This is a genomic window from Sutterella wadsworthensis 2_1_59BFAA, assembly GCF_000297775.1.
Lineage (GTDB): Bacteria > Pseudomonadota > Gammaproteobacteria > Burkholderiales > Burkholderiaceae_F > Sutterella > Sutterella wadsworthensis_A.
Map to the genome: position 1 here is coordinate 93,149 of NZ_JH815520.1, position 24,204 is coordinate 117,352.

Here is a 24,204-nt window from a genome sequence, read left to right on the forward strand (position 1 = left end):
TCGAATCATGGAAAAGATCAATCTTTCGGATCTCCTTGAACCGGAGCACATGGATCCCGTCAAGCGCATCGCGCTCATTCGCATCGTCGACGACGACGGCGGCGTGCGCGAGTCCTACAAGTTCCTGATTGAAAGCGAGGGCTGGCGCGTGAAGACCTACCCGAGCGCCGAGGCCTTCCTCGAGGAGGACGACCCGACGGTGCCGGGCTGCGGCGTCTTCGACGTCCGCATGACGGGCATCACGGGCATGGAGCTGCACCAGAAGCTCATCGAGCTCGCAAACCGCCTGCCCGTCATCTTCGTGAGCGCCCACGGCGACATCGAGATGGCCGTCAAGGCGATGAGGCGCGGCGCGGTGGACTTCCTCACGAAGCCCGTCGTCGACGAGAAGCTCCTCTCCTCGATCGACCGCGCCGTCGCAAGAAGCTGCGAGGAAGCGGCCGAGGCCGAAACGGTCCGCGAACTTGCGGGCCTCTGGCAGGCGCTCAGTCCCCGCGAGTGCCAGGTCGCGCAGCTCGCCGCCGAGGGCCTCACCACGAAGGCCGTCTCCGACGTACTCGGCATCGCCGAGCGCACCGCACAGGTCCACGTCGCCCACGTCTGCTCGAAGCTCGGCGTTGAGAACGCCGTGGGTGTCGCGCAGATCATCGCGCGCCTGCGCGCCCGCGGAGTCCTGCAGTGAAGCGGCTCCTCAGATCCGACGGCTTCGACGTCATCGTCGTGGGCTCGGGACTTGCGGGCCTCTCCGCCGCGCTCACCGTCGCCGAGTTCGGCTACAGTCCCGTCATCCTCGAGAAGGCCTGCGAGCCCGGCGGCCTCACCCGCCGCGCCTACGGCTTCTTCAACGCCGCGGACGCCCGCAGGCAGATTGCGCTCGGCATTGACGACAGTCCCGAGAAGCACCTGAGGCAGGCCCTCGAAGTCTCGAGGGGCAAGGCCCGCGAGCCGCTGATGCGCACGCTCTGCTATGAGGCGTACTCGACGCTCCAGTGGCTCGAGGCGCTCGGGCTTGAGTTCGAGCCCGGCATCCGCCGCGTACTGGGCGGCGTCTATCCGCGCACGCACATGCCCCTGAGGGGCGCGGGCGAGGCCTATCTGAGCGCGCTGCGCTCCGCCCTCAGGCCCTTCGGCGTTCCCATCGTCTGCAATGCTGAGGTGACGGCGCTCAGAAAGTCGGGCGACGCCGTGACGGGCGTCGAGGGGCTGCTTTCGGGCGAGCCTTTCAGGCTCACCTCGAGGCTCGGCGTCGTGCTCGCGGGCGGCGGCTTCTCTCGGAACATGGAGATGATGCGGCTTTATGCGCCGGGCCTCTCCGACGTTCTCCCCGCCCTTGACGAAGGTGCGGACGGGAGTCTCATTCAGGCCGCTGCCGACATCGGCGCGGCGCTCGTGGGCATGTCCTATTTCGAGGTCCGACTCTTTGCGTCCACGCTCGGTCTTCCGGGGGATCCGTCCGACTACATCCTCGTCAACGCGCGAGGCGAACGCTTCATGCGCGAGGACCGTCGCCGATCCACGCTCGCCGAGGCCGTCGTCAGACAGCCGGACGGCATGGCCTGGATGGTGATCAATGCACCGGGCGCCGAACCCCTCAGGCCCACGACGGCCTTCAGGGAGACGGTCATCGCGACGATCTCGGGTTACAACGACTGCATTCGTACGAAGGAAAGGGATTCCCTCGGACGCGATCCCCTCACGATGAGGCCGATCGGTCCGGGCGTCGAGATCAGGCCCGTTCTGCCGAGAATCCTCTGGTCCTACGGCGGTCTCGAGATCAACGAGAAGGCCGAGGTGATCGACCGCAGGGGCAGACCCATGAAGGGACTTGCGGCCGCGGGCGACATTACGGGCGGCATTCACGGCGAACACGCCCTCATGGGCGACATGCTCGCGTCGGCTGCGGTCTTCGGACGAATCGCGGCGAGAACACTCGTGAAGAACGGCAGGGCCGTCAAGCGTAAGGACTGAGGGACGGACGGCGAAGAAACGCAGGAAGAAGGGCACGGCTCGAATCGAGTCCGCGCCCTTGTCAGTGTGCTCGGCATGGGCACGTTCTAAGCCGGGAGCAGGCCCGGGCTTCGGAGAGACGCTCGGGATCAGAAGTGGTGCACGAGCCCCGCGCCTACGTCCCAGGCCTTCGTCGGATCCTTTTCGAATTCGCGGGCCTTCTTGTAGAGACCGCCGCTCTGGGAGGTGCTTGCGGACGCCCAGAAGTGCGTGCGCTTGCTCAGGTAGTAGCGGTAGATCGTCGCGGGAATGACGCGCCAACCTTCGCGGTCGCCGTCGACGGCGCTGTCGCCCTTGTATTCGACCTTGTTGCCCATGAGAACGATCGAGATCTTCTGGGCGCCGAAGCGCTTGGAGAAGCCGAGCGAGAGCGCGTGCGTGTCGACGCCGCGTTCGGACTTGGCGATGCCCGGGCCGCCGGCGGCGGCCGGCGTGAAGTAGTTGAAGTAGCTGCCGCCGAGCGCGCGGCCGTCACGAACGAACTGATAGCCGAAGTGCAGGCCCATCGTGGGTTCGGGCCAGTAGCTGCCCAGAAGCGCGATGCCGTATTCGTCATTAGGTGTGACGGTCGCCGTCTTCAGCGAGTCGCTGTCGATGTAGGTCGGAATGACCGCGAACTTGAAGCTCTCGCCGATGTAGGTGAGGGCGAGCGCGCTGAACTGGTCGCTCTTGCCGCGGCTCACGGAGTCGTCGTCACGGCCGTTCGAATACATGGCGGCGACGTGGAAGCCGTTGACGCGGGGCGAGTTGTAGATGACCGAATTGTTGTAGTAGTAGCCCGAGGAGAAGATCGGCGTGAGGCCGGCGTTCGGGAAGTTCGTGCCCATGGGCGACGGGTTGATGTGCGGGCACAGACCGAAGTCGCCGTTGCCCGAGAAGATGTTCGCAAGACGTCCTGCGGCGAGCTCGCCCCATTCGCCGCCCACGGCGACGAAGGCTTCGTTGAAGAGAATCGGATCCCCGGACGTGTTCTTGTTGTTGAATTCGCCGCTGTCGGGCTTGAAGGGCGCGGAGAGCTTCAGACGGACGTAGTTGCCGCCGTGGAGGTTTTCACGGGCGCGCAGGTGGAAGGCCGAGGTTTCGTCACCGTTGGGCATCATGCGGGCGCTCGTGGTGCCGTTGGCGTGATGGATCTGGAAGCCGGTGTCGATGAGGCCGTGGATGCTGAAGCCTTCCTGGAGGGCGGGAGCGGGGAGGTTGATGCCGGGGCCGCCGGCGAAGGCCGCGCCGGCGAAAGCCATGGCGACGGCGGCGGCAAGGGCGCCGCGGGTGCAGAGAACGGGGTCCATGATGGTCTAATCCTTGTGTGTTGGTTGGGTCGCAAAAACGAGGGGGCGCCTGCGTTTGCAGGCGGCCTGAGTTTGGTCGGCCGTTTTTGCGACAAAACGAAGACTAGAGAATGCTGTGGGCCCTGTCTCTTGTGAGGATTCCCGTGCCGATTGTCTGAAAGCGATGTTGTGTTTCTCGAAAATCGGCAAATCCTCGGGAAACTACGAAGTCGGATATTGGAAGGTCGGACCCTCCTTTTCCTCATGAAAGACGTACACGAAGAGTGCCATCACCCAGCGAAGCAACGTGTCGCCGTCGTTGCGTTCGTGCCAGAGAAGGTGCGGCCTGTGCACCATGCCCGAGAAGATGGGCGAGAGCGCCGAAATGGCGATGCCCGCGTCCTGCGCGCCGCGGATCAGGACTTCTCGGGCATGATGCCCACGAGGTCCGTCGCCGCAATGAGCGCGGGCTGAGGCAGGATGTAGGCCGAGCGGACCTGCGTGCGGCCGGGCAGGTTGCGGCGCGCTTGGTCGGTGTGAGCCGGCGGGGCGATCCCGCTCCCGGGCGGAACGTGCACGCTGATGTTGGGCCAGCGCGCGAGGTCCTCCTCGGTGAGCTTCCTTTCGGCGTGGTAGATCGCCTCGAGCGGATGCCCGCGGCGCACGACGTAGCGGTACGGCGACTCGAGAATGCGCACGCTGCGGATCCCGGGCGACGTCTTTTCCGTCGGGAAGATGCCGAAGTCGATTTCGCCCGTGCTCAGCTTGCCGACGAGGTCCGATTCGATTGGCAGGATCTGGAAGTCGAGATGCGGCGCCTTGTCAATGATGGCGGGAATCACCTTCGTGAGAATCGAAACCGCGCCGAAGTCTGCGCAGGCGATGCGGATGAGGCGCTGGGCCTGCGCGGGATCGAAGACGGGAGGCTCGAACAGGTCGTCGAAGCCGTCAAGCAGCATGATCGCCTTGGGCAGAAGGGCCATGGCGCCCGGCGTGGGCATGAGGCCGTTGCGGCTGCGTACGAAGAGCGGCTCTCCGAAGGTCTCGCGAAGGTGCGTGAGCATGCGGCAGGCGGACGACAGGCTGAGGTTGAGCTTTTGGGCGCTGACGGTCAGGGACTGAAGGCGGCAGAGCGTCACGAAGAAGAGAAGGTCCTGCTGGCTCAGGGAGGACTGAATCATGGTGCTGGTCCCGGGCTGAAAAAAAAAAACGACGTTCGGGTGGATGCTCCGAACTCCTTCTGCGGCAGGTGCTTTGATGGATCCATGAGGTTAGCACGAAGCGTTTCTCCGGTGTGGGCGAGCCGGTTGGGAATAACCCGAACGGCGCGCACGAAATCGCCAGATCTGACAAAAGGCTCATGGCCGAATTCGCAAAATGGAGGAGGAATGAGCTTATGGAAGGCAGAAAACACGCTCTGTAACATTCGGAACGTAGGGCGGCGGCTTGACTCGTCCCGCCTCATCCGACCAGTGCGTCGGGCGTTTCGCGGATGCGGACGTCCGCGCGACATTCACAAAGGAATAGAGAAGATGAACCGCAGAAAGTTTTTGAGCTGTGCCGTGCTTGCGGCGACCGCGGGCGCCACGGGCGGCGCCATGGCCATGGGCACCGCCTCGGGCTACAACGTCGTGGGCTTTGCGGCCCTTTACGGTCCGTTGGGCGAAGTGCTCGTCAATCCGTACGGCATTGCGCCGCTCACTGCCATCATCAAGAACGGCGGCTATGAACTTCTCGATGCCGACGTGCGCGTCGTGCCGAAGAAGGGCGGTCAGGAAATCGCCTACAAGGTCTCCCGCTCCCAGCTCCTCACGCACGGCGGCGTGCCGGTCTTCGGTTTGTACGCCGATTACCAGAACCAGGTCGAAGTGACCGCCAAGAAGCGCTTCAAGGGCCAGGTCGAAACCGTCAAGTTCACCTACACGATCTACGCCGGCCCGATCACCGGCATTCCGTCCGGCGCCCCGCACGAAAAGAGCCTGATGTTCAAGGCCAACGTGAAGAAGGTCTCCAAGAAGTTCGCCGACCGCCTCTACTTCGTCAACAACCTCGGCACGCCGAACGCCCAGACCATGCGCACCATCTGGAACAACCCGATGGGCGGCGCCATGACCTGGCAGTTCCCGCCCAAGACGGTCATCATCGACACGAAGGGCGAAATCCGTTGGTTCCTCGACTACCGCGACCTCTGGAAGCCCGAGGATCCGTATTCCAACGGCGTGATGATGGGCTTCCACCAGAATCCGGACGGCTGCCTCACTTTCGGCTTCGGCCAGCGCTACGCCAAGTACGACCTCATGGGCCGCAAGATCTGGAACCGCCGTCTGCCCAACGCCTACGCCGACTTCTCCCACGCCCTGGATCCCGCCCAGAACGGCCACTACTTCCTGCGCGTCTCCTCCGCCGACCTGCGTCGCGCCGATGAAAAGCGCGTGCACACGGTGCGCGACGTGATCATCGAAGTCGACCAGAACGGCACGGTAGTCGACGAATGGCGTCTCTTCGACATCCTCGACCCGTATCGCTCCGACGTGATCAAGGCCCTTGACCAGGGCGCCGTGTGCCTGAACATCGACCCGTCGAAGTCCGGCCACACGCTCTCCGCCGAAGAGCTCGCCAAGCAGGAGGCCGAAGGCGAATTCGGCGACATCGCCGGCGTGGGTCCGGGCCGCAACTGGGCTCACGTCAACTCCGTCGACTACGACCCGACCGACGACTCGATCATCATCTCCTCGCGCCATCAGTCCGCCTGCATCAAGATCGGCCGCGACAAGAAGGTCAAGTGGATCCTCGGCGCGCCCAAGGGCTGGCGCTCTCCCTGGAAGGAGGCTCTGCTCACGCCGGTCTCCGCCAAGGGCCAGAAGCTCAACTGCACGGACGTCGAGTGCACGGACACCGACTTCGACTGGACGTACACGCAGCACACGGCCTTCCGCGTTGATGAAAAGTCCGACAAGCGCTACTGCATGATCTCCGTCTTCGACAACGGCGACGCCCGCAATCTCGACCAGCCGGCCCTCGCCTCGATGAAGTACAGCCGCGCCGTCATCTACAAGATCGACCAGAAGAACATGACCGTCGAGCAGGTCTGGGAATACGGCAAGGAACGCGGCCACGACTGGTACAGCCCGGTCACGTCGCTCACCCGCTACGAAGCCGACAAGGACTCCGTCATGGTGTACTCCGCCACGGCCGGCATGGACTTCAGCCTCTCGGGTGGCTCCTCGACGCCTCCGCGTCCTGTTCTTAATGAATTCGAATGGGGCGCCAAGGAGCCCGCCGTCGAAATTCAGATGAGCCCGGGCAGCGGCTACCGCGCCTTCCCGATCAGCGTGAAGAAGGCCTTCACGGAAAACTGATCCTGAGGCATCCGCACGGGCCTCGTGCGGCCCCATGAAGAAAGAAGGACCTCCGGCGACTGCCAGCGCCGGAGGTCCTTCACATTCCGAGGAATGCGTCCCTGAGTCAGAGGCGCCGCTCGACGAGAAGGCCTGGCTCGCCCGCATGGGGCTCGAGGTCCTCGCGGAACAAGAGCGGGGCGTGCTTTGCGGCCGTCTCTGCGGGAATACGTCCGCCCGAGCCAGGCAGGATCGTCTTGAGTTGTGCGAGAGAGAAGCCCCATCGGAATGTGGGCGAGAAGAATCAGGACGCCCGCCTTGAAGGCAAAACTGTGGGCAGCGAGCGCGCCCTGATAGAACGGCGACTGCTCATGAGGCTGGTGCAGGATGAAGAGGAGCACGCCCGTGCCGATCAGCGTGAGGTTGAGGAGCACGAGGAGCGCGTAGGCGATGCGCTGGCCCGCGTTGTAGCGGCCTTGCGGCGCGGTCGAGGGTTCGGCCTTCGTGAGGCGCAGGAACCTGAGAAGCTTTGTTGGATAGCCGCCGAGATTGTGCAGCCAGGCGAGGAACGGGCGCTCGGTGCGTAGGATTTCGTGCACGAAGCGCCTTGCCCTCGCGTGCGAGAAGACGAGCCATGCGGCGATGACGATGATGAGCGCGAAGCCCGCGATGAAGTGGACGGAGACGTCGAGGCGTTCCGGGCGTATGCCTGCGCGTGCGGCGGATCCGAGCGCAATGCCTGAGGCGGCGAGCGCCCCGGCAGATGAGGTTGAGGAAGTGGACGATCTGGTCGGAGGGATGGAAGCGCTTGACCGAGGCGTGCCTGACGAGCGTTTGCATAAGGGGACTCCTGTACGGGTTGTGCCGCGGAGCGCCCTCAAGGCGGAATGACGGATCTGCGGCGGGTTGAACGAGCGGCGGGGAGCGAAAGGCCTCCCGAGCGTGTTTTCAATCGCGCCACGAGGTCTTGGGGCAATGTTGGTTCAGACCCGTGTAAAGAAGCGCAAGGACGTGTCGGCAAAGTGGGAGGAAATCCGGGAAGGACATGTTGAGGGCATGAAAAGGGCGCGGTTCCCGGCGGGAGCCGCGCCCATGCGTGCATTTGTGAACGGTCTGATGAGTTTGCCGCGGTCAGGCCGACTTGGCGGGCAGGAAGGCCCTGACGGCGAGGATCAGGTCGCGCACGCCGTAGATCGTCATGAAGAAGGCCGAGACGGGGATGGCGGCGTAGGCCCAGCGGACCTGCAGCCAGGGGATCGACTGGAAGGTGGCCTGTGCGCGCAGGACCCAGACGATGCCGTACCAGCAGATGAGCGCGTAGGTGACGAGCTCGATCACGGTGACGGCGAGGCGGCAGCAGTGGCCGAAGTTCGTGCCCGCGACGCGGTCGGTGATGACGTCGACGACGAAGTGGCCGCGCGTGCGCACGAGTTCCATGGCGCCGGGGAAGATCATCCAGACGAGCAGGATCTGGATCCAGTCGTCGGTCTGGGTGAAGTTGTAGACGGGCACGAAGCGCACGAAGACGTTGGCGATGAACATCACGAAGATGCCTGCGAGCGCGAGCGTGCTCACGGTGCGCGCGGTGACGGAGACGCAGCGGTCGGCCGCCTTGAGAAGGTTCATGACGGCGGACATCAGGGCACCCATTTGGCGAAGCCGAGCGAGAGCTCGGGGATGAAGGCGACGAGGATCGCCACGATGATCATGATGAGGACGTAGCCCACGGCCTCCTTCGCGATGGCAAGGACGTGCTCGCCCGTGATCGAGCTCATCACGTAGAGGTTGAGGCCTACGGGCGGCGTGAGCACGCCGATGGCGAGCGAGATGCACATCACGATGCCGAGCTGAACGATGTCGTAGCCGAAGCTCTTGGCGAGCGGCACGAAGATCGGGACGGTGATGAGGAGGATGGCCGTGCCCTCCATGAAGCAGCCCATCAGCACGAGGAGCGCGATGATGAGAAGGAGCACGGGCGCCGCAGTCGCAAAGGAGGTCGACATGAAGGCGATCGCCTGCTGCGGAATGCGGGTGTAGAGGAGTACGTACTGGAAGAAGCCCGCGGTGGCAATGACGAACATCACCTTGGCGGTCTGCTCGACCGTGTTCCAGAAGATGGCGGGAAGGTCGCGCACCCTGAGCGTTCCGTAAACGAAGAAGCCGAGGAACATCACGTAGAGGGACGCGACGGCGGCCGCTTCGGTCGCCGTGAAGATGCCGCCGAACATGCCGCCCATCACGATGACGGGGGTCATGAGCGCGAAGAAGGCCTCCCTGAAGGCCTGAAGGCGCTCGCGCCAGGGCGCTGGCTCGGTCTTGGCGTAGTTTCGGCGCGCAGAGACCCAGGAGGACCAGCCCATGAACATGATGCCGAGCAGGAGGCCCGGCACGGCGCCCGCCGCAAAGAGCGAGTTGACGCTCGTCTGCGTGAGGCCCGCGTAGAGGATGAGCGTGATCGAGGGCGGGATGATGGGGCCGAGGGCGCCGCCCGCCGCGATCGTCGCGCAGCTGAACGGGCGCCCGTAGCCCGACTTCGTCATTTCGTTGATGGCGATCATGCCGATGCCCGCCGCGCAGGCGGCCGCCGAGCCGCTCATGGCGGCCATGACGACGCAGGCGACGATGGCAGCGTTGGAGAGTCCGCCCCAGCGGTGGCCGAGGCAGACGCGTCCGAAGCCGAAGAGCGACTTGCTCACGCCGCCCACGGTCATCAGGTTCCCCATGAGAAGGAAGAACGGAATCGACATGAGCGTGATCCCCGAGACCTGCGCGAACATGCGCTGCGGCACGAGGAAGAGGCGTGTGGGGTCGCCGCCCGCGAAGAGGAAGGTCGCGATCGAGGCGAATCCCATGGTCACGGCCGTGCTGACGCCGAGAAGCATCAGCAGGAGCACCGCCCCGAAAATGACGAACATCAGCATGGATGAGCTTCCGTGCTTACTTGGCGCGGTTGGCCTCGACGGCGTCGAGGAGCTTCTTCATCTCGTCCTTGCCCGCGAGCTCGCCAATCTTGTCGTAGGCGGGCTTCATGAGCTTCACGAAGGAGTCGCGGTCGGGGTTCGTCACGTGCATGCCCTTCTTCTTGAGCTCCTCGATGACGGCGGCTTCACCGTGGCTGATGCGGTCGCGGGTGAGGTTCTGCGCCTTGACGGCCTCTTCCTTCAGGATGGCCTGCAGTTCGGGCTGGAGGCCCTCGAGGAACATCTTGTTGAAGAGAAGGACCTGGCAGTCGAAGTAGTGGTTCGTGAGCGCGAGCTCGTCCTGGGTTTCAAAGAGCGAGTCGGCGAGAATCGTGAAGACGGGGTTTTCCTCGCCCGTCACGACGCCCTGCTTGAGGCTGGTGTAGAGCTCGGAGTAGGCGATCTTCTGCGTGTTGGCGCCGACGGCGTCGAAGGCGGCGAGAAGGCCCGTGGCGGGCGGAACGCGGATCTTGACGCCCTTGAGGTCGGCGGCGGAGTTGACGGGCACGCCCTTGGTCGTCGTCTGGCGGAAGCCGTAGTCGAACATGGAGAGGCCGACGGCGTCGTGCTGGGCGAGGCCCTCGTTCATCCAGGGCATGACGAAGGCGTCGATCGTGCGGTGGGCGTGATCATAGTCCTTGAAGAGGAACGGAGCCGTCATGGCGTTGAGCTTCTTCGAGTACATGGCGAGGTTGCCGAGGCTCACGACCGCGCTGTCGAGCGCGCCGAGCGTGACCTGTTCGGCAAGCGCGGGCTGGTCGCCGAGCTCGCCTGCGGGGTAGACCTCGACCTTGACCTTGCCGCCCGTGCGCTCGGAGACGTTCTTCGCGAACTGAAGCGCGGCCTCGTGGTGGGCGTGCGAGACGGCCGCGGTGTGGGCGAGGCGGATCGTCTGGGCGGAGAAGTCGGCGGCACCGGCGACGGCGCACGCAAGGGCGGCCGCGACGGCCACGGCGGCGGTCTTGATGAAGTTGGGCATTGTGTGGGCTCCCGCTGTTGTCTGTCCTGAACCTCCGCCCATGGGCGAAGGCACATGTCGTTTTTTTGAAGCTAACCATTATAACGGGAGCCGCCTGCGGCCGAAAGACGGTGATAACGCGCGCCCGCAACAGATTCGCGAGGCTCTCCATATGCAGACGACTGCCGCAGAGGGATGAAGAATAGGAGGACAATTTCATGTCATCGTATGGGAGCACGTACCGTATGAAGATTTCGCGGACCATATGATAATTCCCCCGAGGTAGTACTTTGGGGGTAGGCCTCATATGTCCAATGCGCGACTTTTGCCGTATGAGAGGCGCTTCGGGGACGTTTAGACTGTGCTCAAACGGTCGCAAAAGGCGGACGGGTGCCCTCGCTCCCGCTTGCCGGCTCAGACGCACGGACCGTTGAAACGACGGGCCCGGCGCAGCGGGAGAGCTGCCAGGAGGCCCTCACCGGAGAAGATCCTATGTTTGAAACGCAATACGAAGCGCTGCGGCGTCAGGGCATTTCCCGACGCAGCTTCCTGCAGTTCTGCTCCCTCACGGCCGCGAGCCTGGGGATTGGAAGCGCGGGCGCCAAGGACATCGCCGAGGCGATGGAGACGAAGCCCCGCACGCCGGTCATCTGGCTCCACGGCCTTGAATGCACCTGCTGCACCGAATCCTTCATCCGCAGCTACCATCCGGTCGCCAAGGACTTGGTGCTCTCGATGATCTCGCTCGATTACGACGACACGATCATGGCCGCCGCCGGTCATCAGGCCGAGGCCGCCCTCGAGGACACGATCGAGAAGTACAAGGGCAACTACATCCTTGCCGTTGAGGGCAACGTGCCGCTCAACGACGACGGCGTGAACTGCATTCCCGGCGGCGAGACCTTCCTGAGGAAGATCAAGCACGTCGCTGCGGGCGCCAAGGCCGTCATCGGCTGGGGCTCCTGCGCCGCCTGGGGCTGCGTGCAGGCCGCCAAGCCCAATCCCACGCACGCCGTGCCGATCACGGAGATCATCACGGACAAGCCCATCGTGCTCGTGCCCGGCTGCCCGCCGATTCCCGAAGTGATGACGGGCGTGGTCACCTACATCCTCACGTACGACCGCCTGCCGCCGCTTGACCGCATGGGCCGTCCGAAGATGTTCTACGGCCAGCGCATTCACGACAAGTGCTACCGCCGCGCCCACTTCGACGCGGGCCAGTTCGTCGAGAAGTTCGACGACGAGGGCGCCAAGCTCGGCTACTGCCTCTACAAGGTGGGCTGCAAGGGACCGACGTCCTACAACGCCTGCTCGGCCATCCGCTGGAACGAGGGCCTCTCCTGGCCGGTCCAGTCGGGCCACGGCTGCATCGGCTGCTCCGAGCCCAACTTCTTCGACAAGGGCTCCTTCTACGAGCACGAGACGACGGTCCTGCCTCCGGGCTGGGGCGGCATCGAGGCGACCGCCGACAAGGTGGGCCTCGCGACGCTCGGCGTCGTCGGCGTCGCGGCTGCCGCGCACGTGGCCATGTCCGCCGTGTCGCAGGCCCGCGCCAAGAAGACCAACAAGGACATCGGAGGTAAGGAAGAATGAGTGAACGCAGAATTGTTGTGGATCCGGTCACCCGAATCGAGGGTCACCTGCGCGTCCAGGTCACGCTCGGCGACGACGGACGAATCGCCGACTCCATGAGCACCGGCACGATGTGGCGAGGCCTCGAGGTCATTCTCAAGGGCCGCGACCCGCGCGACGCCTGGGCCTTCGTCGAACGCATCTGCGGCGTCTGCACGGGCATTCACGCCCTTGCGGCCGTGCGCAGCGTCGAGGACGCCCTCGGGATCAAGATCCCGAAGAACGCCAACATCATGCGCAACCTGGTCAATGCCACGCTCTACGTGCACGACCATCTGGTGCACTTCTACCAGCTCTCCGCGCTCGACTGGGTCGACGTGGTCTCGGCGCTTGAGGCCGATCCCCGCGAAACCGCGGCGATCCAGCAGAAAATCTCCCCGAGTCATCCGCTTGCCTCCGTGGGCTACTTCCGCGACGTCCAGAACCGCTTGAAGAAGTTCGTCGCGAGCGGCCAGCTCGGCATCTTCAAGAACGGCTACTGGGGCCATCCGGCCATGAAGCTGCCGCCCGCCGTGAACCTTCTTGCCGTCACGCACTATCTTGAAGTGCTCGACTTCCAGAAGGAGATCATCAAGATCCACACGATCCTTGGCGGCAAGAACCCGCATCCGAACTATCTGGTCGGCGGCATGGCCTGCCCGATCAACATGCACGATACGGGCGCCCAGGGCACGATGGTCAACGAGGTGACGCTCAACTACATGCGCGACATTGCGAAGCGCTCGCTCGAGATCGTCGAGAACGTCTATCTGCCGGACATCAAGGCCATCGCGGGCTTCTATCCCGAATGGTTCAAGTACGGCGCGGGCCTCTCCAACAAGAATGTCCTCTGCTACGGCGAATTTCCCGAAATCGCCAACGACTGGTCCGATGCCTCGATGCAGCTGCCGCGGGGCGCGATCATCAACGGCAACCTCAACGAGGTGCACGACGTCGACCTGCGCGACCTCAACGAGATCCAGGAATTCGTGGACCACTCGTGGTACCGCTATCCGGACGCCGGCAAGGGCCTGCATCCGTGGGAAGGCATCACCGAGCAGGCCTTCGAGCTCTCGAAGGGCTCCGTGGGCGACAAGACGAAGTTCGAATGGCTCGGCGCCGACGGCAAGTACTCCTGGATCAAGAGCCCGCGCTGGAAGGGCCACATGATGGAAGTCGGTCCGCTCTCGCGCCTCGTCATGGGCGTCGCCAAGAACGTGCCGCACATCAAGGAGCCCGCCATGGCGCTCCTCGAGGAGCTCAACGCGCCGCTCGAGGCCGTCTTCTCGACGCTCGGCCGTCACGCAGCCCGCGCGCTCGAGTGCCGTTGGGCCGCCCAGAAGATGGTCCAGTACGTCGACGATCTGACGGCCAACATCCGTGCGGGCGACGAATGCGCCGCCAACATGGAGAAGTGGGAGCCCAGCACCTGGCCCAAGGAAGCCCGCGGCGTGGGCTTCTGCGAGGCCCCGCGCGGCGCCCTCGGCCACTGGTGCGTCATCAAGGACACGCGCATCGCCAACTGGCAGGCCATCGTGCCGACGACGTGGAACGCGTCGCCGCGCTCTCCCTCGGGCGAGCTCGGCGCCTTCGAGCAGAGCCTCATCGGCACCCCGGTCGCCGTCGAGGACCAGCCGCTCGAAATCATCCGCACGATCCACAGCTTCGACCCGTGCCTGGCCTGCGCCACTCATCTCCTGAGCCCGAAGGGCGAGGAACTCTGCAGCGTCAAGGTGCGCTGATGGGAGGCCGCTATGAAAATCGATCCCGTCACTTTTGAAGTCGATGCGAGCGGAGGCACCCGGCCCGTATACGTCTGGGAGGCCCCGGTCCGAGTCTGGCACTGGCTGATGGCCGTCGCGATGTTCGCGATGATCATCACCGGCTACCTGATCGGCCGACCGCTTGTCTCCAACCTCGGGGACACGTGGATCACCTACGACTTCGGCTACGTGCGCATGGTGCACTTCGCCGCGGGGCTGTTCTTCACGGCGCTCTTCATCTACCGCCTCTTCTGGGTGGCGGTGGGCAACCGCTACGCGAGGATGATCTTCTTCCCGCCGCTGTTGTCGATGAAGTGGTGGAAGGGCGTGTTCGCCCAGGTCGCCTACTACCTCTTCATGAGGAAGTCCGCACCTGAATACGCCGGCCACAACCCGCTTGCGCAGCTCGCCATGTTCGCGATGTTCGTGCTCGGCTCCTTCGTGATCATCATCACGGGCCTCGCGCTCTACGCGCAGTCCTGGGGCTGGGACACGAGCTGGATGGCCTGGTTCGGCTGGGTGTTCGTCCTCTTCGGAGACGCCCAGGCGGTCCGCACGGTGCATCACGTGATGATGTACGTGTTCATCCTCTTCAGCATCGCCCATATCTACATGAGCTTCCGCGAAGACGTCATGGGCGGCGCCACCACGCTCTCCTCGATGAGCACCGGCCTGCGCATGTTCAAGGAGGACCATCACGGTTGAGCCTGATTGTCTCAGGTGACTGAAGCCGCAAAACAAAGGGGCCCGTTCAGGCAGTAATGCCGGGACGGGCCTCTTTTTGTTGTCTTGTTTCTTCTTTTCTGGTCCTGAAGTGGGTTGGGATGCTGAGGACGCAGTCGGGCGTCCGAGGATGCGGAGCCGGGCCAGCCCGACACTTTTTCCCCTGCGGGCGGCCGCTCCATGGGTCCGCATTATGCTCCTAAAAACCGACTGAGCGGTATTTGTTGTTGAGGGAAAGTGTCATGAGGGAAATTCCGACCTGTGGCACAGATTTTGCATAAGCCTTGATGCTCAAGGGAAGGGTAATCGTTATTGGTGAAAATCCTAAGGGATTGTCCTAGGTTTTTAGCTGATATAAAACCGACCGGACGGAATGTATTGGTGTATGATGCGTACCGTCGTGTTCTCCCACACTCCAAGCAGTTCCTCAGAGGACCGTCCTCAGGGGAACTCATCTTAAGGACCAGCCAAAATGTTCAAGAAGACTCTTCTCTCCGCCGCCGCTCTTCTCGCGGCCGGCACGCTTTCCGCTTCCGTCTTCGCCGCTCCGGTGACCGCTGAGGGCACGGGCGTCGGCAAGCATGGCGACATCACGGTCGCCGTGACGTTCGATGCCGGCAAGATCCAAGACATCAAGATCGTCAAGAACGCCGAAAACCCGATTCTCGCCAAGAAGGTCTTCACGGACCTCAAGGATCAGGTCGTGGCCCTCTCCTCCACGGACGTTGATCTCGTCTCCGGCGCCACGTTCTCCGCCAAGGGCTTCATCGACGCCGTCAACGACGCCGCCAAGAAGGCCGGCGTGACGCTCGCCAAGGCCGACAAGAAGGCTCTCAAGAAGGCCGCCCGCGAACTTCCGAAGACCTCGAACTACGACGTCGTCGTGATCGGTGCGGGCGGTGCGGGCTTCTCCGCCGCCATCACCGCCAGGAATGCCGGTGCCAACGTCGTCCTTCTCGAAAAGATGCCCGCCGTCGGCGGCAACTCGCTCATCTCGGGCGCTGAAATGAACGTCGCCAAGAACTGGGTCCAGCCCAAGCTCGGCATCAACGACGACTCTCCCGAACTGCATGCCCAGGACACGTTCAAGGGCGGCGACGGCAAGGGCGACATGAAGGTCATCAACGTCATGACGCACGAAGCGCTTGACGCCGCCAAGTGGTGCCGCGACTACCTCGGCGTGCGCTTCGAGGACGACAACCTCTTCTTCTTCGGCGGCCACAGCCGCAAGCGCGCCCTGATTCCGGTCGGCCACACCGGCACGGAATTCATCGCCAAGTTCCAGGCCAAGGCCGATGAGCTCGGCATCCCGGTCATCACCAACATGAAGGCCGAAGAGCTCATCAAGGACAAGGACGGCCGCGTCGTCGGCGTCAAGGCCACGATGGACGGCTCCGAATACACCTTCAACGCCAAGGGCGGCGTCGTGCTCGCCACGGGCGGCTTCGGCGCGAACCCCGAAATGGTCAAGAAGTACAACCCGAAGATCGACGAGCGCTTCAAGACGACCGACGCTCCGGGCACCACAGGCGAAGCCCTTTACATGGCCGAACGCGCGGGCGCCGAGCTCGTGAACATGGGCTACATCCAGACCTACCCGATCTGCGACCCGATCTCGGGCGCCATTGAGCTCATCGCCGACGCCCGCTTCGACGGCGCCATCATGCTCAACCAGGAAGGCAAGCGCTTCGTCGAGGAACTCCAGCGCCGCGACGTGCTCTCCGAAGCCATCCTCAACCAGACCGGCCGCTACTGCTGGGTGCTCTGGAACGACAAGATCGGCAGCATCTCCAACACGGTCAAGGCTCACGCCAACGAGTACGAAGCCTTCACGAAGCAGGGCGTCATGACGACCTGCGACGACCTGAAGTGCATCGCCGACTTCACGAAGATCCCGTTCGACCAGCTCCAGAAGACGGTCAAGCGCGTCTCCGACATGGCCGGCAAGGGCAATGACAAGGACTTCAACCACCGCTCCGGTCTCGTCGACATGCAGCAGGGCAAGTACTACGTCATCAAGGCCGTCCCGTCCACCCACCACACGATGGGCGGCGTGCGCATCAACGAAAAGGCCGAGGCCCTGACGGCCGAAGGCAAGGTCATCCCGGGTCTCTGGGCCGCGGGTGAAGTGACCGGCGTCACGCACGGCACGAACCGCCTCGGCGGCAATGCCTACACGGACATCATCGTCTTCGGCCGCATCGCCGGTGAAGCCGCCGCCAAGGCTGCGAAGTAATTCGCGAAAAGGCTCCTTCAGGGTCCCATGCCTCCTCTCCGGGACCCTGATCAAGGTCAGCGGCCCGCGCCAGTCTCCGGCGCGGGCCGTTGTCCATATGCGGCGTCCTCCCTGCAAACCCATGCGCCGCGCCCGTTTCAACGCATCAGGGCGTAAAATCGGGTCAGTGACCACCATCTACCTACATTTCCGGCAAGCATTTCCCATGAGCAGTGAAAAGGCCCTCCGAACCCGCGCAGCCATCATCGCCGCCGCCCGCGGCATCATCCTCAAGGAAGGCATCGGTGCGCTCACCATGGACCGCGCGGCCCAGGCCGCAGGCATGAGCAAGGGCGCGTGCATGTACCACTTCAAGAACAAGCGCGCGCTCCACGCCGCGCTCATCGAGGACTACGCCGCTCATCTCGACGGCCAGATGAAGCGCCACGAGGCGCTCTTCGAGGGCCGTCCCGACGAGACGCTCGTGCCGGGATTCGTCGAGTGGTTCAAGACCTTCGAAGCCGACAGCCGCGACTGGGCCGACGTGGGCGTCGCGCTGCTCTCCAACTTCGTGCACGACGACGAGCTCATGAAGCCCGTGCACGACTGGTACCAGAAGCTCTGGTTCCGCATCCAGGCGCTGCCCGAAGCGGAGCGCCTGCCTCGATTCGTGGCCATCATGGCGCTCGAGGGCTTCTTCTATACTCGCAAGTTCGGCGTCAATCCGCCCTTTGCGGAACTCAACGCGCAGGCCTACGGCTTCATCAACGAAAAGCTCGTGGGCGAGGGCGCCGTCAGAAGAACGAAGGACGTCGCCTGATTCACGTCTTCCCCAAGCATGCATTGTCCTGCGGCCCGGAGCGCCGGCTTCGGGCCGTCTTCGTTGCGCGTTTTGCGCATCCCGAAGAATGCGCATAGACTTTGCAGTCTCACCACTCAGGTTTTTTTCAAGGAGCCGTCCATGACCGCCATGACCGAACTTTTCTATCGTGACCCCTATGCCTGCAAATTCACTTCGAAGGTGACCTCGTGCGTGGAAGGCGAAATGGGCTTCGAGGTCATGCTTGAAGACACGGCCTTTTATCCGGAAGGCGGCGGACAGCCTGCGGACCACGGCACGATCGACGGCGCAGCCGTGTTCGACGTGCGCCGCACGCCGGCGGGCATCGTGCACTATTGTGAAAAGGCGTTCGATGTCGGGCAGGACGTCAAGGGAGTGCTTGACTGGGAGCGCCGCTTTGACAACATGCAGAACCACACGGGCGAGCACGTCTTCTCGGGCATCGTCAACGCGAAGTTCGGCTTTGACAACGTGGGCTTTCACATGGACGACGATGTTATTACCTGCGACTTCAGCGGCGTGATGACCGAAGAGGAGGTGGCCGAAGTCGAGCGCATCGCAAACGATGCCGTCATAGCGAACGTTCCCGTCAACGTGTCCTTTCCCGATGCGGAGGCGCTCGAGAAGCTCGTCTACAGAAGCAAGAAGGCCCTCAAGGGCGACGTGCGCATCGTGGACGTGCCCGGATGCGACCGTTGCGCATGCTGCGGCGTGCACGTGAGGAGCACGGGCGAGATCGGCCTCATCAAGGTGCTCTCCTCGATGAAGCACCGCGGCGGCACCCGCGTCTTCTTCGTATGCGGCATCCGCGCCCTCAGGGACTACGAGGCCCGCATCCGCGAGACCCGCGCCGTCTCCGCGCTTCTCTCCGCGAAGCCCCTCGAGATCTCCTCGGCCGTCGAGCGCGTGCTCGCCGAGTCGGCCGCCAAGGACGCGAGGATTGCGGCGATGAACCGCACGATCTTCGACCTCAAGGCCGACGCCATTCCCGCTCAGGAGACGCCGCTCGTCGTCCTGGAGGAAGGCTTCCCCCCGTTTGAGCTCCGCCAGTTCTGCGTGCAGCTCTCCGAAGCGAAGAAGGCTCCCTTCATCGCCGTCATGTCCGAGACCGAGCCCGGCGTCATGAGCTACGTCTGCGCCATCCCCGACGACCTTCTGCGCCCCGTGAGCATCGCGCTCAACAAGCGCCTCAACGGCCGCGGCGGCGGTGCGAAGGGCTTCGTGCAGGGCAGTTGGAAGGCGGACGAGACCGCCGTCAGGGAGGCGGTCGCCGCCGTCTGGGCCGAGCACACCGCTTAACACTAATATTGCAAGGAGGAACGGCCTTGATCCGCTCCGTGAGCCTCCGCGGCTTTATGAACATCAATGACGGGCGCCATGCGTTTGCGCCCGGTCTCAACGTCATCGTCGCGCCCAATGGCGCAGGCGGACACAACCTGCTCAAGCTGCTGTGCGCCGTCGAGTCCGCGGGCGCCTTCACGACGCGCTGGATGACGAAGCTCGGATACGCGCAGTCGATCACGGGCCGGCTGAGGGAGAACTTTCGTCCGGGCTGCGTGGGCGACCTCGCGCGCGGCGAGTGCGCCGTCGAGCTCGAGCACGAGGAGGCCCAGGGCACGCTCGCCTTCGGCTTCAAGAGCGGCTCCGAATTCGTCTCCGTCGACGCCATGCCGTCGGGCACGGCCCCTGGCCGCCCCGTCTTCATTCCCATGCAGGAGCTCGCCTCCTTCGTGCCCTGGTTCCCGAAGCTCTTCGAGATGTGGCATGTCGGGTTCGAGGGCGTCTGGCGCGACACCTGCTCGGTGCTCGGCGCCGAGGACACGAAGTCCGAACCCGCAGCCCCGCTTGCGGCGCTCCTTGACCGACTCGAAAAGAGGCTCGGCGGCCGCGTCGCCGAGCATCCTGACGACAAGAGTCTGGTCGTCATCCGTGGGGGCGCCGTGGTGCCGATGTCTGAACTCGACTCGGGCGAGCGCAGGATCGTGATGCTCGCGAGGCTCGTTCGCAACGGCATGATCTCGCCGGGCATGATCCTCTTCTGGAACGAGCCCGACGCCTGCATGGACGACGAGTTGCGCAGGCTCGTCGCAGCCTCCGCGGCCGCCTTCGTCGAAGCCGGCGTGCAGGTCTTCGCGTGCACGCACTCCGAGGCGCTCGCCGACCTGATGATCGGCCGTTGCCCGCCGGGACTAGCCGCGCGCATCAGGCTGTGACGCAAAGAAGACTGTGAAAACGGAATGCGGGACGTCCATGGTTAGGCGTCCCGCATTTTTTGAGCAGGATGAAGAGGACGGCGGGTTTTCGTCCTTGACGGAAGACGGCGGGCGTATCATGTCGGAAAGTCCCGCACGGTCCGCCGCGCACACGGCGCGTCATGCGCACTCCCTCGGTTACACCCATCAATACAAGACGACAACACGGTCATGCTTGACTTCATCGAGCTCTTCATTCTCGGCATCGGCGTCGGCTCCTTCGGCGCTCTCGTCGGCATCGGCGGCGGCCTCATCATGGTGCCGCTCTTCATGTACTTCATGATGCCGCCTTCGGGCAGCACCTTCGCGAACGTTCAGGAGGTCGTGGGCACGAGCCTCTTCGGCGTGCTCCTCAATGCCCTCTCGGGCACCTGGGCCTACTTCAGGCAGAAGCGCATCATCCTTAGCGTGGCGATGCCCTTTGCACTCGCCACGGTGCCGGGCGCCTTCCTCGGGAGCTACGTGAGCGAATGGTTCTCGGGCCCCGCCTTCTCGATCACCTTCGGCGCGTCGCTCGCCTTCCTCGGCTGCTTCATGTACTGGAGCTCCCGCAACAAGGCCGCCAACCGCTCGGCCGACGAGTTCGATCCGAACGAGCTCCCCAGAAGCAAGATCTGGCTCGGCATCGGCTGCTCCTTCTTCGTGGGCTTCATCAGCTCCATTCTGGGCATCGGCGGCGGCGTCGTGCACGTTCCGATGATGGTCTTCCTGCTCGGCTTCCCGCCGCTCGTCGCCGTGGCCACCTCTACCTTCGTGCTCATGGTGAGCGCCGCCATCGGCGTCGTCGGCCATGCGCTACTCGCCCACATCGTCTGGGCCCCCGCCGTCGCAGTGGGCTGCGGCGCCATCGTGGGCGCACAGCTCGGCGCACGCCTTGCTCGAAAGAGCAAGCCCCGCCTCATCGTCATCCTGCTCTCCTGCGTGATGGTCGCCCTCGGCTGCCAGCTTGTCTGGCGCGGATTTTCGCTCTGATCAGGGACAGACTACTTCCGTCCCGCATGTCTTTTCCACGCCCGGCCCAGCGCCGGGCGCGTCCCTTCAGGGGCTGTGCCTTCTTCGCCGTTCTCCAAAGTTCCGGACTCCTCGTGTGAGAATGGTTTGCATCAGGACCGCTCATCTGCTACATTATCCCGACAAATTTACTCGGGTATGACCGTAGCCGTCTCCGGTCCGCTCGCTCCGACATGAACCGTTCATCGCTTCCTTTACTGGGCCTTGTCATCCCGGCGGCGCTTCTTGCCGCCTGGTGGCTCGCCGCGCACTCGGGCGGGATCGCGCCCGTTCTCCTGCCGTCGCCCGAGGCGGTGTGGGAGGCGTTCGTGCGCATGGCGGCCGACGGGTCGCTGGCGGCGCACATCGGCATGAGTGCGATGCGCACGATGACGGGCTTCGTGCTTGCGGCCGCCTTCGGGATCGGCTGCGGCGTCTGGTTCGCGGTGAGGCCCGCAGCCGCGGCGGCCTCGCATTTCGTCATCGAATTCCTGAGGCTCACGCCTCCGCTTGCGCTCATTCCCGTTCTCATTCTCTGGCTCGGCATCGACGAGGCGCCCAAGATCGCGATCGTCTTTCTCTCGAGCTTCTTTCCGATCTATCTGAGCGCGCTCACGGCGGTGAAGGGCATCGACCCGAAGCTTGCCGAAGTGGCCGAGCTTCTCAGGTTTACGTCCGCCGAGCGCTTCAGGATGCTCACGCTTCCTGCGGCCATGCCCGGGATTCTGGCGGGCCTTCGCATGGGCTTCGGGTACAGCTGGCGCGCCCTCGTAGGTGCCGAGCTCATCGCCGCCTCATCGGGGCTGGGTTTTCTCATTACGGAGAGCTCCGAATTCGGCAAGACCGACGTCGTGTTCGTCGGCATCTTCACGATCGTGGGGCTCGGCATTGCGGCCGACGCCGTGATCTCGAGGCTCGTTTCGGCGCTCTCGCGCCGCATTTCGGAAGCTGCGTAGATGGTGAAGGTTGAAATCAGAAATCTCAGGAAGGCCTTTTCGTCCGACAGCCGCACGACGGCTCCGATCGACGGACTGTCGCTCGAGATGCCCGCGGGCGGCATCACGGCTGTGATCGGCCGCAGCGGCTGCGGGAAGACGACGCTGCTGAGGCTCCTTGCGGGACTTGAGAAGCCCGATTCGGGCGAAATCCGCATGGAGGACGCGCAGGGTCGCGCCGCCGCGCCCCGCACGGCCGTGGTCTTTCAGGAGCACAGGCTGTTTCCCTGGATGAGCGTGAGAAGAAACGTGGAGGTGGCCGTGAGACACCTGCCCGCCGACGAGCGGCGCGCGAAGGTCGACGCCGTGCTTGCGCTCACGGGCCTCGCGCATGCCTCCGAGTCGATGCCCGCCGCGCTCTCGGGCGGCATGAGCCAGCGAGTGGGCCTTGCCCGAGCGCTCGCCGCCGAGCCCGAACTCCTCCTGCTCGACGAGGCGTTCAGTTCGCTCGACGCTCTGACTCGCCGCCAGCTCTATGACGAATTCGTTCGCATTCACGCCGCGCGTCCCGTCACGACTGTGCTCGTCACGCACGACGTGACCGAGGCCGTGCTGCTCTCGAGCCGCATCTGCAGGCTTGAGAACGGCGTGATCGCGCGCACCTACGACAATCCCGCGCCTTATCCGAGGAGCTTCGCGACTCCTGGACTCGGCGCGCTTTCCGAAGAAATCCTCCGCGGCTTCCTTGAAGAGGAGCCGCTTCTATAAAAAGGAAATCCTGAAAATGATGAAGAAGCTTCTTGCCGCCGCCGTCTGCGGCGCCTTTGCCGCGTCCGCCCTCGCCGCCATGCCCGAAAAGGTGACGATCGTCTACGTGAAGAGCCCGTTCAACCTTCAGAACATGGTCATGAAGGAAAAAGGCATGCTCGAGAAGGCCTTTGAGAAGGACGGCGTCAAGGTCGAGTGGAAGTCCATCAACTCGGGCGCCAAGCAGGCCCAGGCCATGGCGGCCGGCGCCGTCGACGTCTCCGCCGTCATGAACACCGCCTCGCTCCTCATGGCCAACGGCTCGGGCAATCCCGTCTACGTCGCCTCGGGCGTCTCGCACCCGACGGACACCTTCGCCATCGTGGGCAAGCCCGGCGCCAGTCTCTCCGTGAAGGACCTCAAGGGCAAGAAGGTCGCGGGTCCCCGCGGCACCGTGCTCCATCAGCTCCTCATCGCCGCTCTGGTGAAGGAAGGCATGTCGGCCGATGACGTCGAGTTCCTCTCCATGGACATTCCCGCCGCCATGACCGCCGTCACGAGCGGCCGCGTCGACGCGGCGCTTCTTGCCGCGAGCGGCATCATCAAGGCCGAGGAGGCGGGCTGCCGCGTCGTGACTACCGCCAAGGGCCTCGTCGACGTCAACCTCGTCATGACCGCCTCGAAGCAGTTCGCCGAAAAGCATCCCGAGGCGCTCGAAACCGTCGTGCGCGTCGAGCGTGAGGCCGACGAGTGGATCAAGGCCAACTGGCAGGAGGCCGTCGCCATCGGCGCGAAGGAACACGGCATCTCGCTCGCCGACGCCGAAAAGCTCGCGGGCTGGTCCCACTACTACGGCGTGCTGACCGACGCCGACGTCAAGGGCCTTGAGGCCGACCAGAAGTTCCTCATCGAGAACGGCCTGATGACGACGCCCGTCGACGTGAAGAGCATCGTGCTTCCGATCGCTCTGGGCAAGTAAGCCCGGACAGCGTTCAAGTTCAGCGCCGTCACGAAGGTCCGGCCCGCATTCCGGCGGCGTCCCGGGCCTTTTTTCTGATTGTTCAGGAGGATTTTCCGGGTATTGCTCTTTTAGGGTTGGATCCTTGAGAAGATCCAGCCCTTTTTTAGGTTCATCTCGGAAGTCCGTGGAACGCGGCCTTGACTTTTAAGAAAAAGTCTGGTCGGCTCCCTCCAAGGAAAAAAAAGTAGCGCTCACTCCAAATTTCAGGCAGATTCAAGTTACTAGAGAAGAACCGCGAAAAAAGGATGAGCGCTATGACCAATATTGTAGGGCAACTTTTCAAATCTCTCGATCCATGGCCCGGCTTCCAGATCACTTCTTTCAAGATTCAAGTCTCGCCCGTAGATGGCAGGAAGACTCTCATTCTTGATTTGCGACCTGTCGAAGGATCAATGCCGATATGTTCGCGCTGCCGCCATGAGGCACCGCTCGTTCACAGCTATGTTTCCAGAAGAATCAAGGAGTGCTCCCTTTTAGGGTATTTTGTTGAGCTCAACGTGACATTTCGACGAGTGGACTGCCTTCATTGCAAAGGACATCCAATGGAAGCCGTAGAATGGCTTGCGCCGTTCAAG

General features: G+C 63.7%; 20 protein-coding genes and 1 pseudogene. 15 read left to right on the forward strand and 6 right to left on the reverse strand.

What is annotated here, in order from left to right:
- Positions 1 to 7 precede the first annotated feature (7 nt).
- The gene (locus HMPREF9465_RS10510; RefSeq protein ID WP_005436793.1) at positions 8 to 682 is read left to right on the forward strand and encodes a response regulator transcription factor; all 675 of its coding nucleotides are present in this window, start codon (positions 8 to 10) and stop codon (positions 680 to 682) included.
- The gene (locus tag HMPREF9465_RS10515; RefSeq protein WP_005436795.1) at positions 679 to 1,968 is read left to right on the forward strand and encodes an FAD-dependent oxidoreductase; all 1,290 of its coding nucleotides are present in this window, start codon (positions 679 to 681) and stop codon (positions 1,966 to 1,968) included. The genes HMPREF9465_RS10510 and HMPREF9465_RS10515 overlap by 4 nt, the downstream gene beginning before the upstream one ends.
- A 128-nt stretch (positions 1,969 to 2,096) precedes the next feature.
- Here the strand turns inward: HMPREF9465_RS10515 and HMPREF9465_RS10520 are convergent, their stop codons facing one another.
- Together HMPREF9465_RS10520 and HMPREF9465_RS10525 are read right to left on the reverse strand one after the other, a co-directional pair.
- On the reverse strand, positions 2,097 to 3,296 hold the full coding sequence (locus HMPREF9465_RS10520) for a porin (RefSeq protein ID WP_005436796.1): 1,200 nt from the start codon (positions 3,294 to 3,296) through the stop codon (positions 2,097 to 2,099).
- Between the two features lie 395 nt (positions 3,297 to 3,691).
- A complete protein-coding gene (locus HMPREF9465_RS10525) occupies positions 3,692 to 4,456 on the reverse strand; it encodes a LysR family transcriptional regulator (protein ID WP_005436798.1) in 765 nt (254 codons plus the stop codon).
- 351 nt (positions 4,457 to 4,807) lie between these two features.
- On the opposite strand from HMPREF9465_RS10525, the gene HMPREF9465_RS10530 reads away from it, so the two are divergent.
- Positions 4,808 to 6,634 (forward strand): aryl-sulfate sulfotransferase, encoded by a 1,827-nt coding sequence (locus HMPREF9465_RS10530; protein ID WP_005436800.1) that lies wholly within the window; start codon positions 4,808 to 4,810, stop codon positions 6,632 to 6,634.
- Here the strand turns inward: HMPREF9465_RS10530 and HMPREF9465_RS13495 are convergent.
- From HMPREF9465_RS13495 to HMPREF9465_RS10555, 4 genes are all read right to left on the reverse strand, one after another.
- Positions 6,586 to 7,494, reverse strand: coding sequence for a cytochrome b/b6 domain-containing protein (locus tag HMPREF9465_RS13495; protein WP_331270988.1), 909 nt, complete (start codon positions 7,492 to 7,494; stop codon positions 6,586 to 6,588). The two genes, HMPREF9465_RS10530 and HMPREF9465_RS13495, sit on opposite strands and share 49 nt — an antisense overlap.
- A gap of 250 nt (positions 7,495 to 7,744) precedes the next feature.
- Positions 7,745 to 8,263: a TRAP transporter small permease gene (locus tag HMPREF9465_RS10545; RefSeq protein ID WP_005436802.1), complete on the reverse strand. Its 519-nt coding sequence runs from the start codon at positions 8,261 to 8,263 to the stop codon at positions 7,745 to 7,747.
- Positions 8,251 to 9,534 carry a TRAP transporter large permease gene (locus tag HMPREF9465_RS10550; RefSeq protein ID WP_005436803.1) on the reverse strand — a complete coding sequence of 428 codons (1,284 nt, stop codon included), beginning with the start codon at positions 9,532 to 9,534 and terminating at the stop codon, positions 8,251 to 8,253. Before HMPREF9465_RS10550 ends, HMPREF9465_RS10545 begins: the two co-directional genes overlap by 13 nt.
- A gap of 16 nt (positions 9,535 to 9,550) precedes the next feature.
- A complete protein-coding gene (locus HMPREF9465_RS10555; RefSeq protein WP_005436804.1) occupies positions 9,551 to 10,552 on the reverse strand; it encodes a TRAP transporter substrate-binding protein in 1,002 nt (333 codons plus the stop codon).
- A 471-nt stretch (positions 10,553 to 11,023) separates the two neighbouring features.
- Here HMPREF9465_RS10555 and HMPREF9465_RS10560 point away from each other — a divergent pair, with 471 nt between their 5' ends.
- The 12 genes and pseudogenes from HMPREF9465_RS10560 to HMPREF9465_RS13805 all read left to right on the forward strand — a co-directional run.
- Positions 11,024 to 12,124, forward strand: a complete 1,101-nt coding sequence (locus HMPREF9465_RS10560; RefSeq protein ID WP_005436805.1) for a hydrogenase small subunit — start codon at positions 11,024 to 11,026, stop codon at positions 12,122 to 12,124.
- Positions 12,121 to 13,884 carry a nickel-dependent hydrogenase large subunit gene (locus HMPREF9465_RS10565; protein WP_005436806.1) on the forward strand — a complete coding sequence of 588 codons (1,764 nt, stop codon included), beginning with the start codon at positions 12,121 to 12,123 and terminating at the stop codon, positions 13,882 to 13,884. Before HMPREF9465_RS10560 ends, HMPREF9465_RS10565 begins: the two co-directional genes overlap by 4 nt.
- A 12-nt stretch (positions 13,885 to 13,896) precedes the next feature.
- Entirely contained in the window at positions 13,897 to 14,610 is a 714-nt protein-coding gene (gene cybH / locus HMPREF9465_RS10570; RefSeq protein ID WP_005436811.1) for a Ni/Fe-hydrogenase, b-type cytochrome subunit, read from the forward strand.
- Between the two features lie 490 nt (positions 14,611 to 15,100).
- On the forward strand, positions 15,101 to 16,864 hold the full coding sequence (locus HMPREF9465_RS10575) for a flavocytochrome c (RefSeq protein ID WP_005436813.1): 1,764 nt from the start codon (positions 15,101 to 15,103) through the stop codon (positions 16,862 to 16,864).
- 205 nt (positions 16,865 to 17,069) lie between these two features.
- Entirely contained in the window at positions 17,070 to 17,663 is a 594-nt protein-coding gene (locus HMPREF9465_RS10580) for a TetR/AcrR family transcriptional regulator (RefSeq protein WP_005436815.1), read from the forward strand.
- A gap of 141 nt (positions 17,664 to 17,804) precedes the next feature.
- Complete coding sequence (locus HMPREF9465_RS10585; protein ID WP_005436817.1) at positions 17,805 to 18,983, forward strand: alanyl-tRNA editing protein; 1,179 nt, start codon at positions 17,805 to 17,807, stop codon at positions 18,981 to 18,983.
- 26 nt (positions 18,984 to 19,009) lie between these two features.
- Positions 19,010 to 19,897, forward strand: a complete 888-nt coding sequence (locus HMPREF9465_RS10590; RefSeq protein WP_005436819.1) for an ATP-binding protein — start codon at positions 19,010 to 19,012, stop codon at positions 19,895 to 19,897.
- A gap of 210 nt (positions 19,898 to 20,107) precedes the next feature.
- Entirely contained in the window at positions 20,108 to 20,908 is an 801-nt protein-coding gene (locus tag HMPREF9465_RS10595; protein ID WP_005436821.1) for a sulfite exporter TauE/SafE family protein, read from the forward strand.
- Positions 20,909 to 21,120: 212 nt separating this feature from the next.
- Complete coding sequence (locus tag HMPREF9465_RS10600; RefSeq protein WP_005436822.1) at positions 21,121 to 21,882, forward strand: ABC transporter permease; 762 nt, start codon at positions 21,121 to 21,123, stop codon at positions 21,880 to 21,882.
- A complete protein-coding gene (locus HMPREF9465_RS10605; RefSeq protein ID WP_005436824.1) occupies positions 21,883 to 22,629 on the forward strand; it encodes an ABC transporter ATP-binding protein in 747 nt (248 codons plus the stop codon).
- A 16-nt stretch (positions 22,630 to 22,645) separates the two neighbouring features.
- Positions 22,646 to 23,587, forward strand: a complete 942-nt coding sequence (locus HMPREF9465_RS10610; RefSeq protein ID WP_005436826.1) for an ABC transporter substrate-binding protein — start codon at positions 22,646 to 22,648, stop codon at positions 23,585 to 23,587.
- A 296-nt stretch (positions 23,588 to 23,883) separates the two neighbouring features.
- Positions 23,884 to 24,204, forward strand: a pseudogene (locus HMPREF9465_RS13805) (hypothetical protein); the annotation flags it as partial.

What these genes read in the sequence shown, in the direction of transcription:
- HMPREF9465_RS10525 (WP_005436798.1), bottom strand. Translation starts at nt 4,456, where the DNA reads ATGATTCAGTCCTCCCTGAGCCAGCAGGACCTTCTCTTCTTCGTGACG.
- HMPREF9465_RS10510 (WP_005436793.1), top strand. Translation starts at nt 8, where the DNA reads ATGGAAAAGATCAATCTTTCGGATCTCCTTGAACCGGAGCACATGGAT.
- HMPREF9465_RS10595 (WP_005436821.1), top strand. Translation starts at nt 20,108, where the DNA reads ATGCTTGACTTCATCGAGCTCTTCATTCTCGGCATCGGCGTCGGCTCC.
- HMPREF9465_RS10545 (WP_005436802.1), bottom strand. Translation starts at nt 8,263, where the DNA reads ATGGGTGCCCTGATGTCCGCCGTCATGAACCTTCTCAAGGCGGCCGAC.
- HMPREF9465_RS10610 (WP_005436826.1), top strand. Translation starts at nt 22,646, where the DNA reads ATGATGAAGAAGCTTCTTGCCGCCGCCGTCTGCGGCGCCTTTGCCGCG.
- HMPREF9465_RS10530 (WP_005436800.1), top strand. Translation starts at nt 4,808, where the DNA reads ATGAACCGCAGAAAGTTTTTGAGCTGTGCCGTGCTTGCGGCGACCGCG.
- HMPREF9465_RS10560 (WP_005436805.1), top strand. Translation starts at nt 11,024, where the DNA reads ATGTTTGAAACGCAATACGAAGCGCTGCGGCGTCAGGGCATTTCCCGA.
- HMPREF9465_RS10575 (WP_005436813.1), top strand. Translation starts at nt 15,101, where the DNA reads ATGTTCAAGAAGACTCTTCTCTCCGCCGCCGCTCTTCTCGCGGCCGGC.
- HMPREF9465_RS10600 (WP_005436822.1), top strand. Translation starts at nt 21,121, where the DNA reads ATGAACCGTTCATCGCTTCCTTTACTGGGCCTTGTCATCCCGGCGGCG.
- HMPREF9465_RS10580 (WP_005436815.1), top strand. Translation starts at nt 17,070, where the DNA reads ATGAGCAGTGAAAAGGCCCTCCGAACCCGCGCAGCCATCATCGCCGCC.
- cybH (WP_005436811.1), top strand. Translation starts at nt 13,897, where the DNA reads ATGAAAATCGATCCCGTCACTTTTGAAGTCGATGCGAGCGGAGGCACC.
- HMPREF9465_RS10585 (WP_005436817.1), top strand. Translation starts at nt 17,805, where the DNA reads ATGACCGCCATGACCGAACTTTTCTATCGTGACCCCTATGCCTGCAAA.
- HMPREF9465_RS10555 (WP_005436804.1), bottom strand. Translation starts at nt 10,552, where the DNA reads ATGCCCAACTTCATCAAGACCGCCGCCGTGGCCGTCGCGGCCGCCCTT.
- HMPREF9465_RS10550 (WP_005436803.1), bottom strand. Translation starts at nt 9,534, where the DNA reads ATGCTGATGTTCGTCATTTTCGGGGCGGTGCTCCTGCTGATGCTTCTC.
- HMPREF9465_RS10565 (WP_005436806.1), top strand. Translation starts at nt 12,121, where the DNA reads ATGAGTGAACGCAGAATTGTTGTGGATCCGGTCACCCGAATCGAGGGT.
- HMPREF9465_RS10520 (WP_005436796.1), bottom strand. Translation starts at nt 3,296, where the DNA reads ATGGACCCCGTTCTCTGCACCCGCGGCGCCCTTGCCGCCGCCGTCGCC.
- HMPREF9465_RS10605 (WP_005436824.1), top strand. Translation starts at nt 21,883, where the DNA reads ATGGTGAAGGTTGAAATCAGAAATCTCAGGAAGGCCTTTTCGTCCGAC.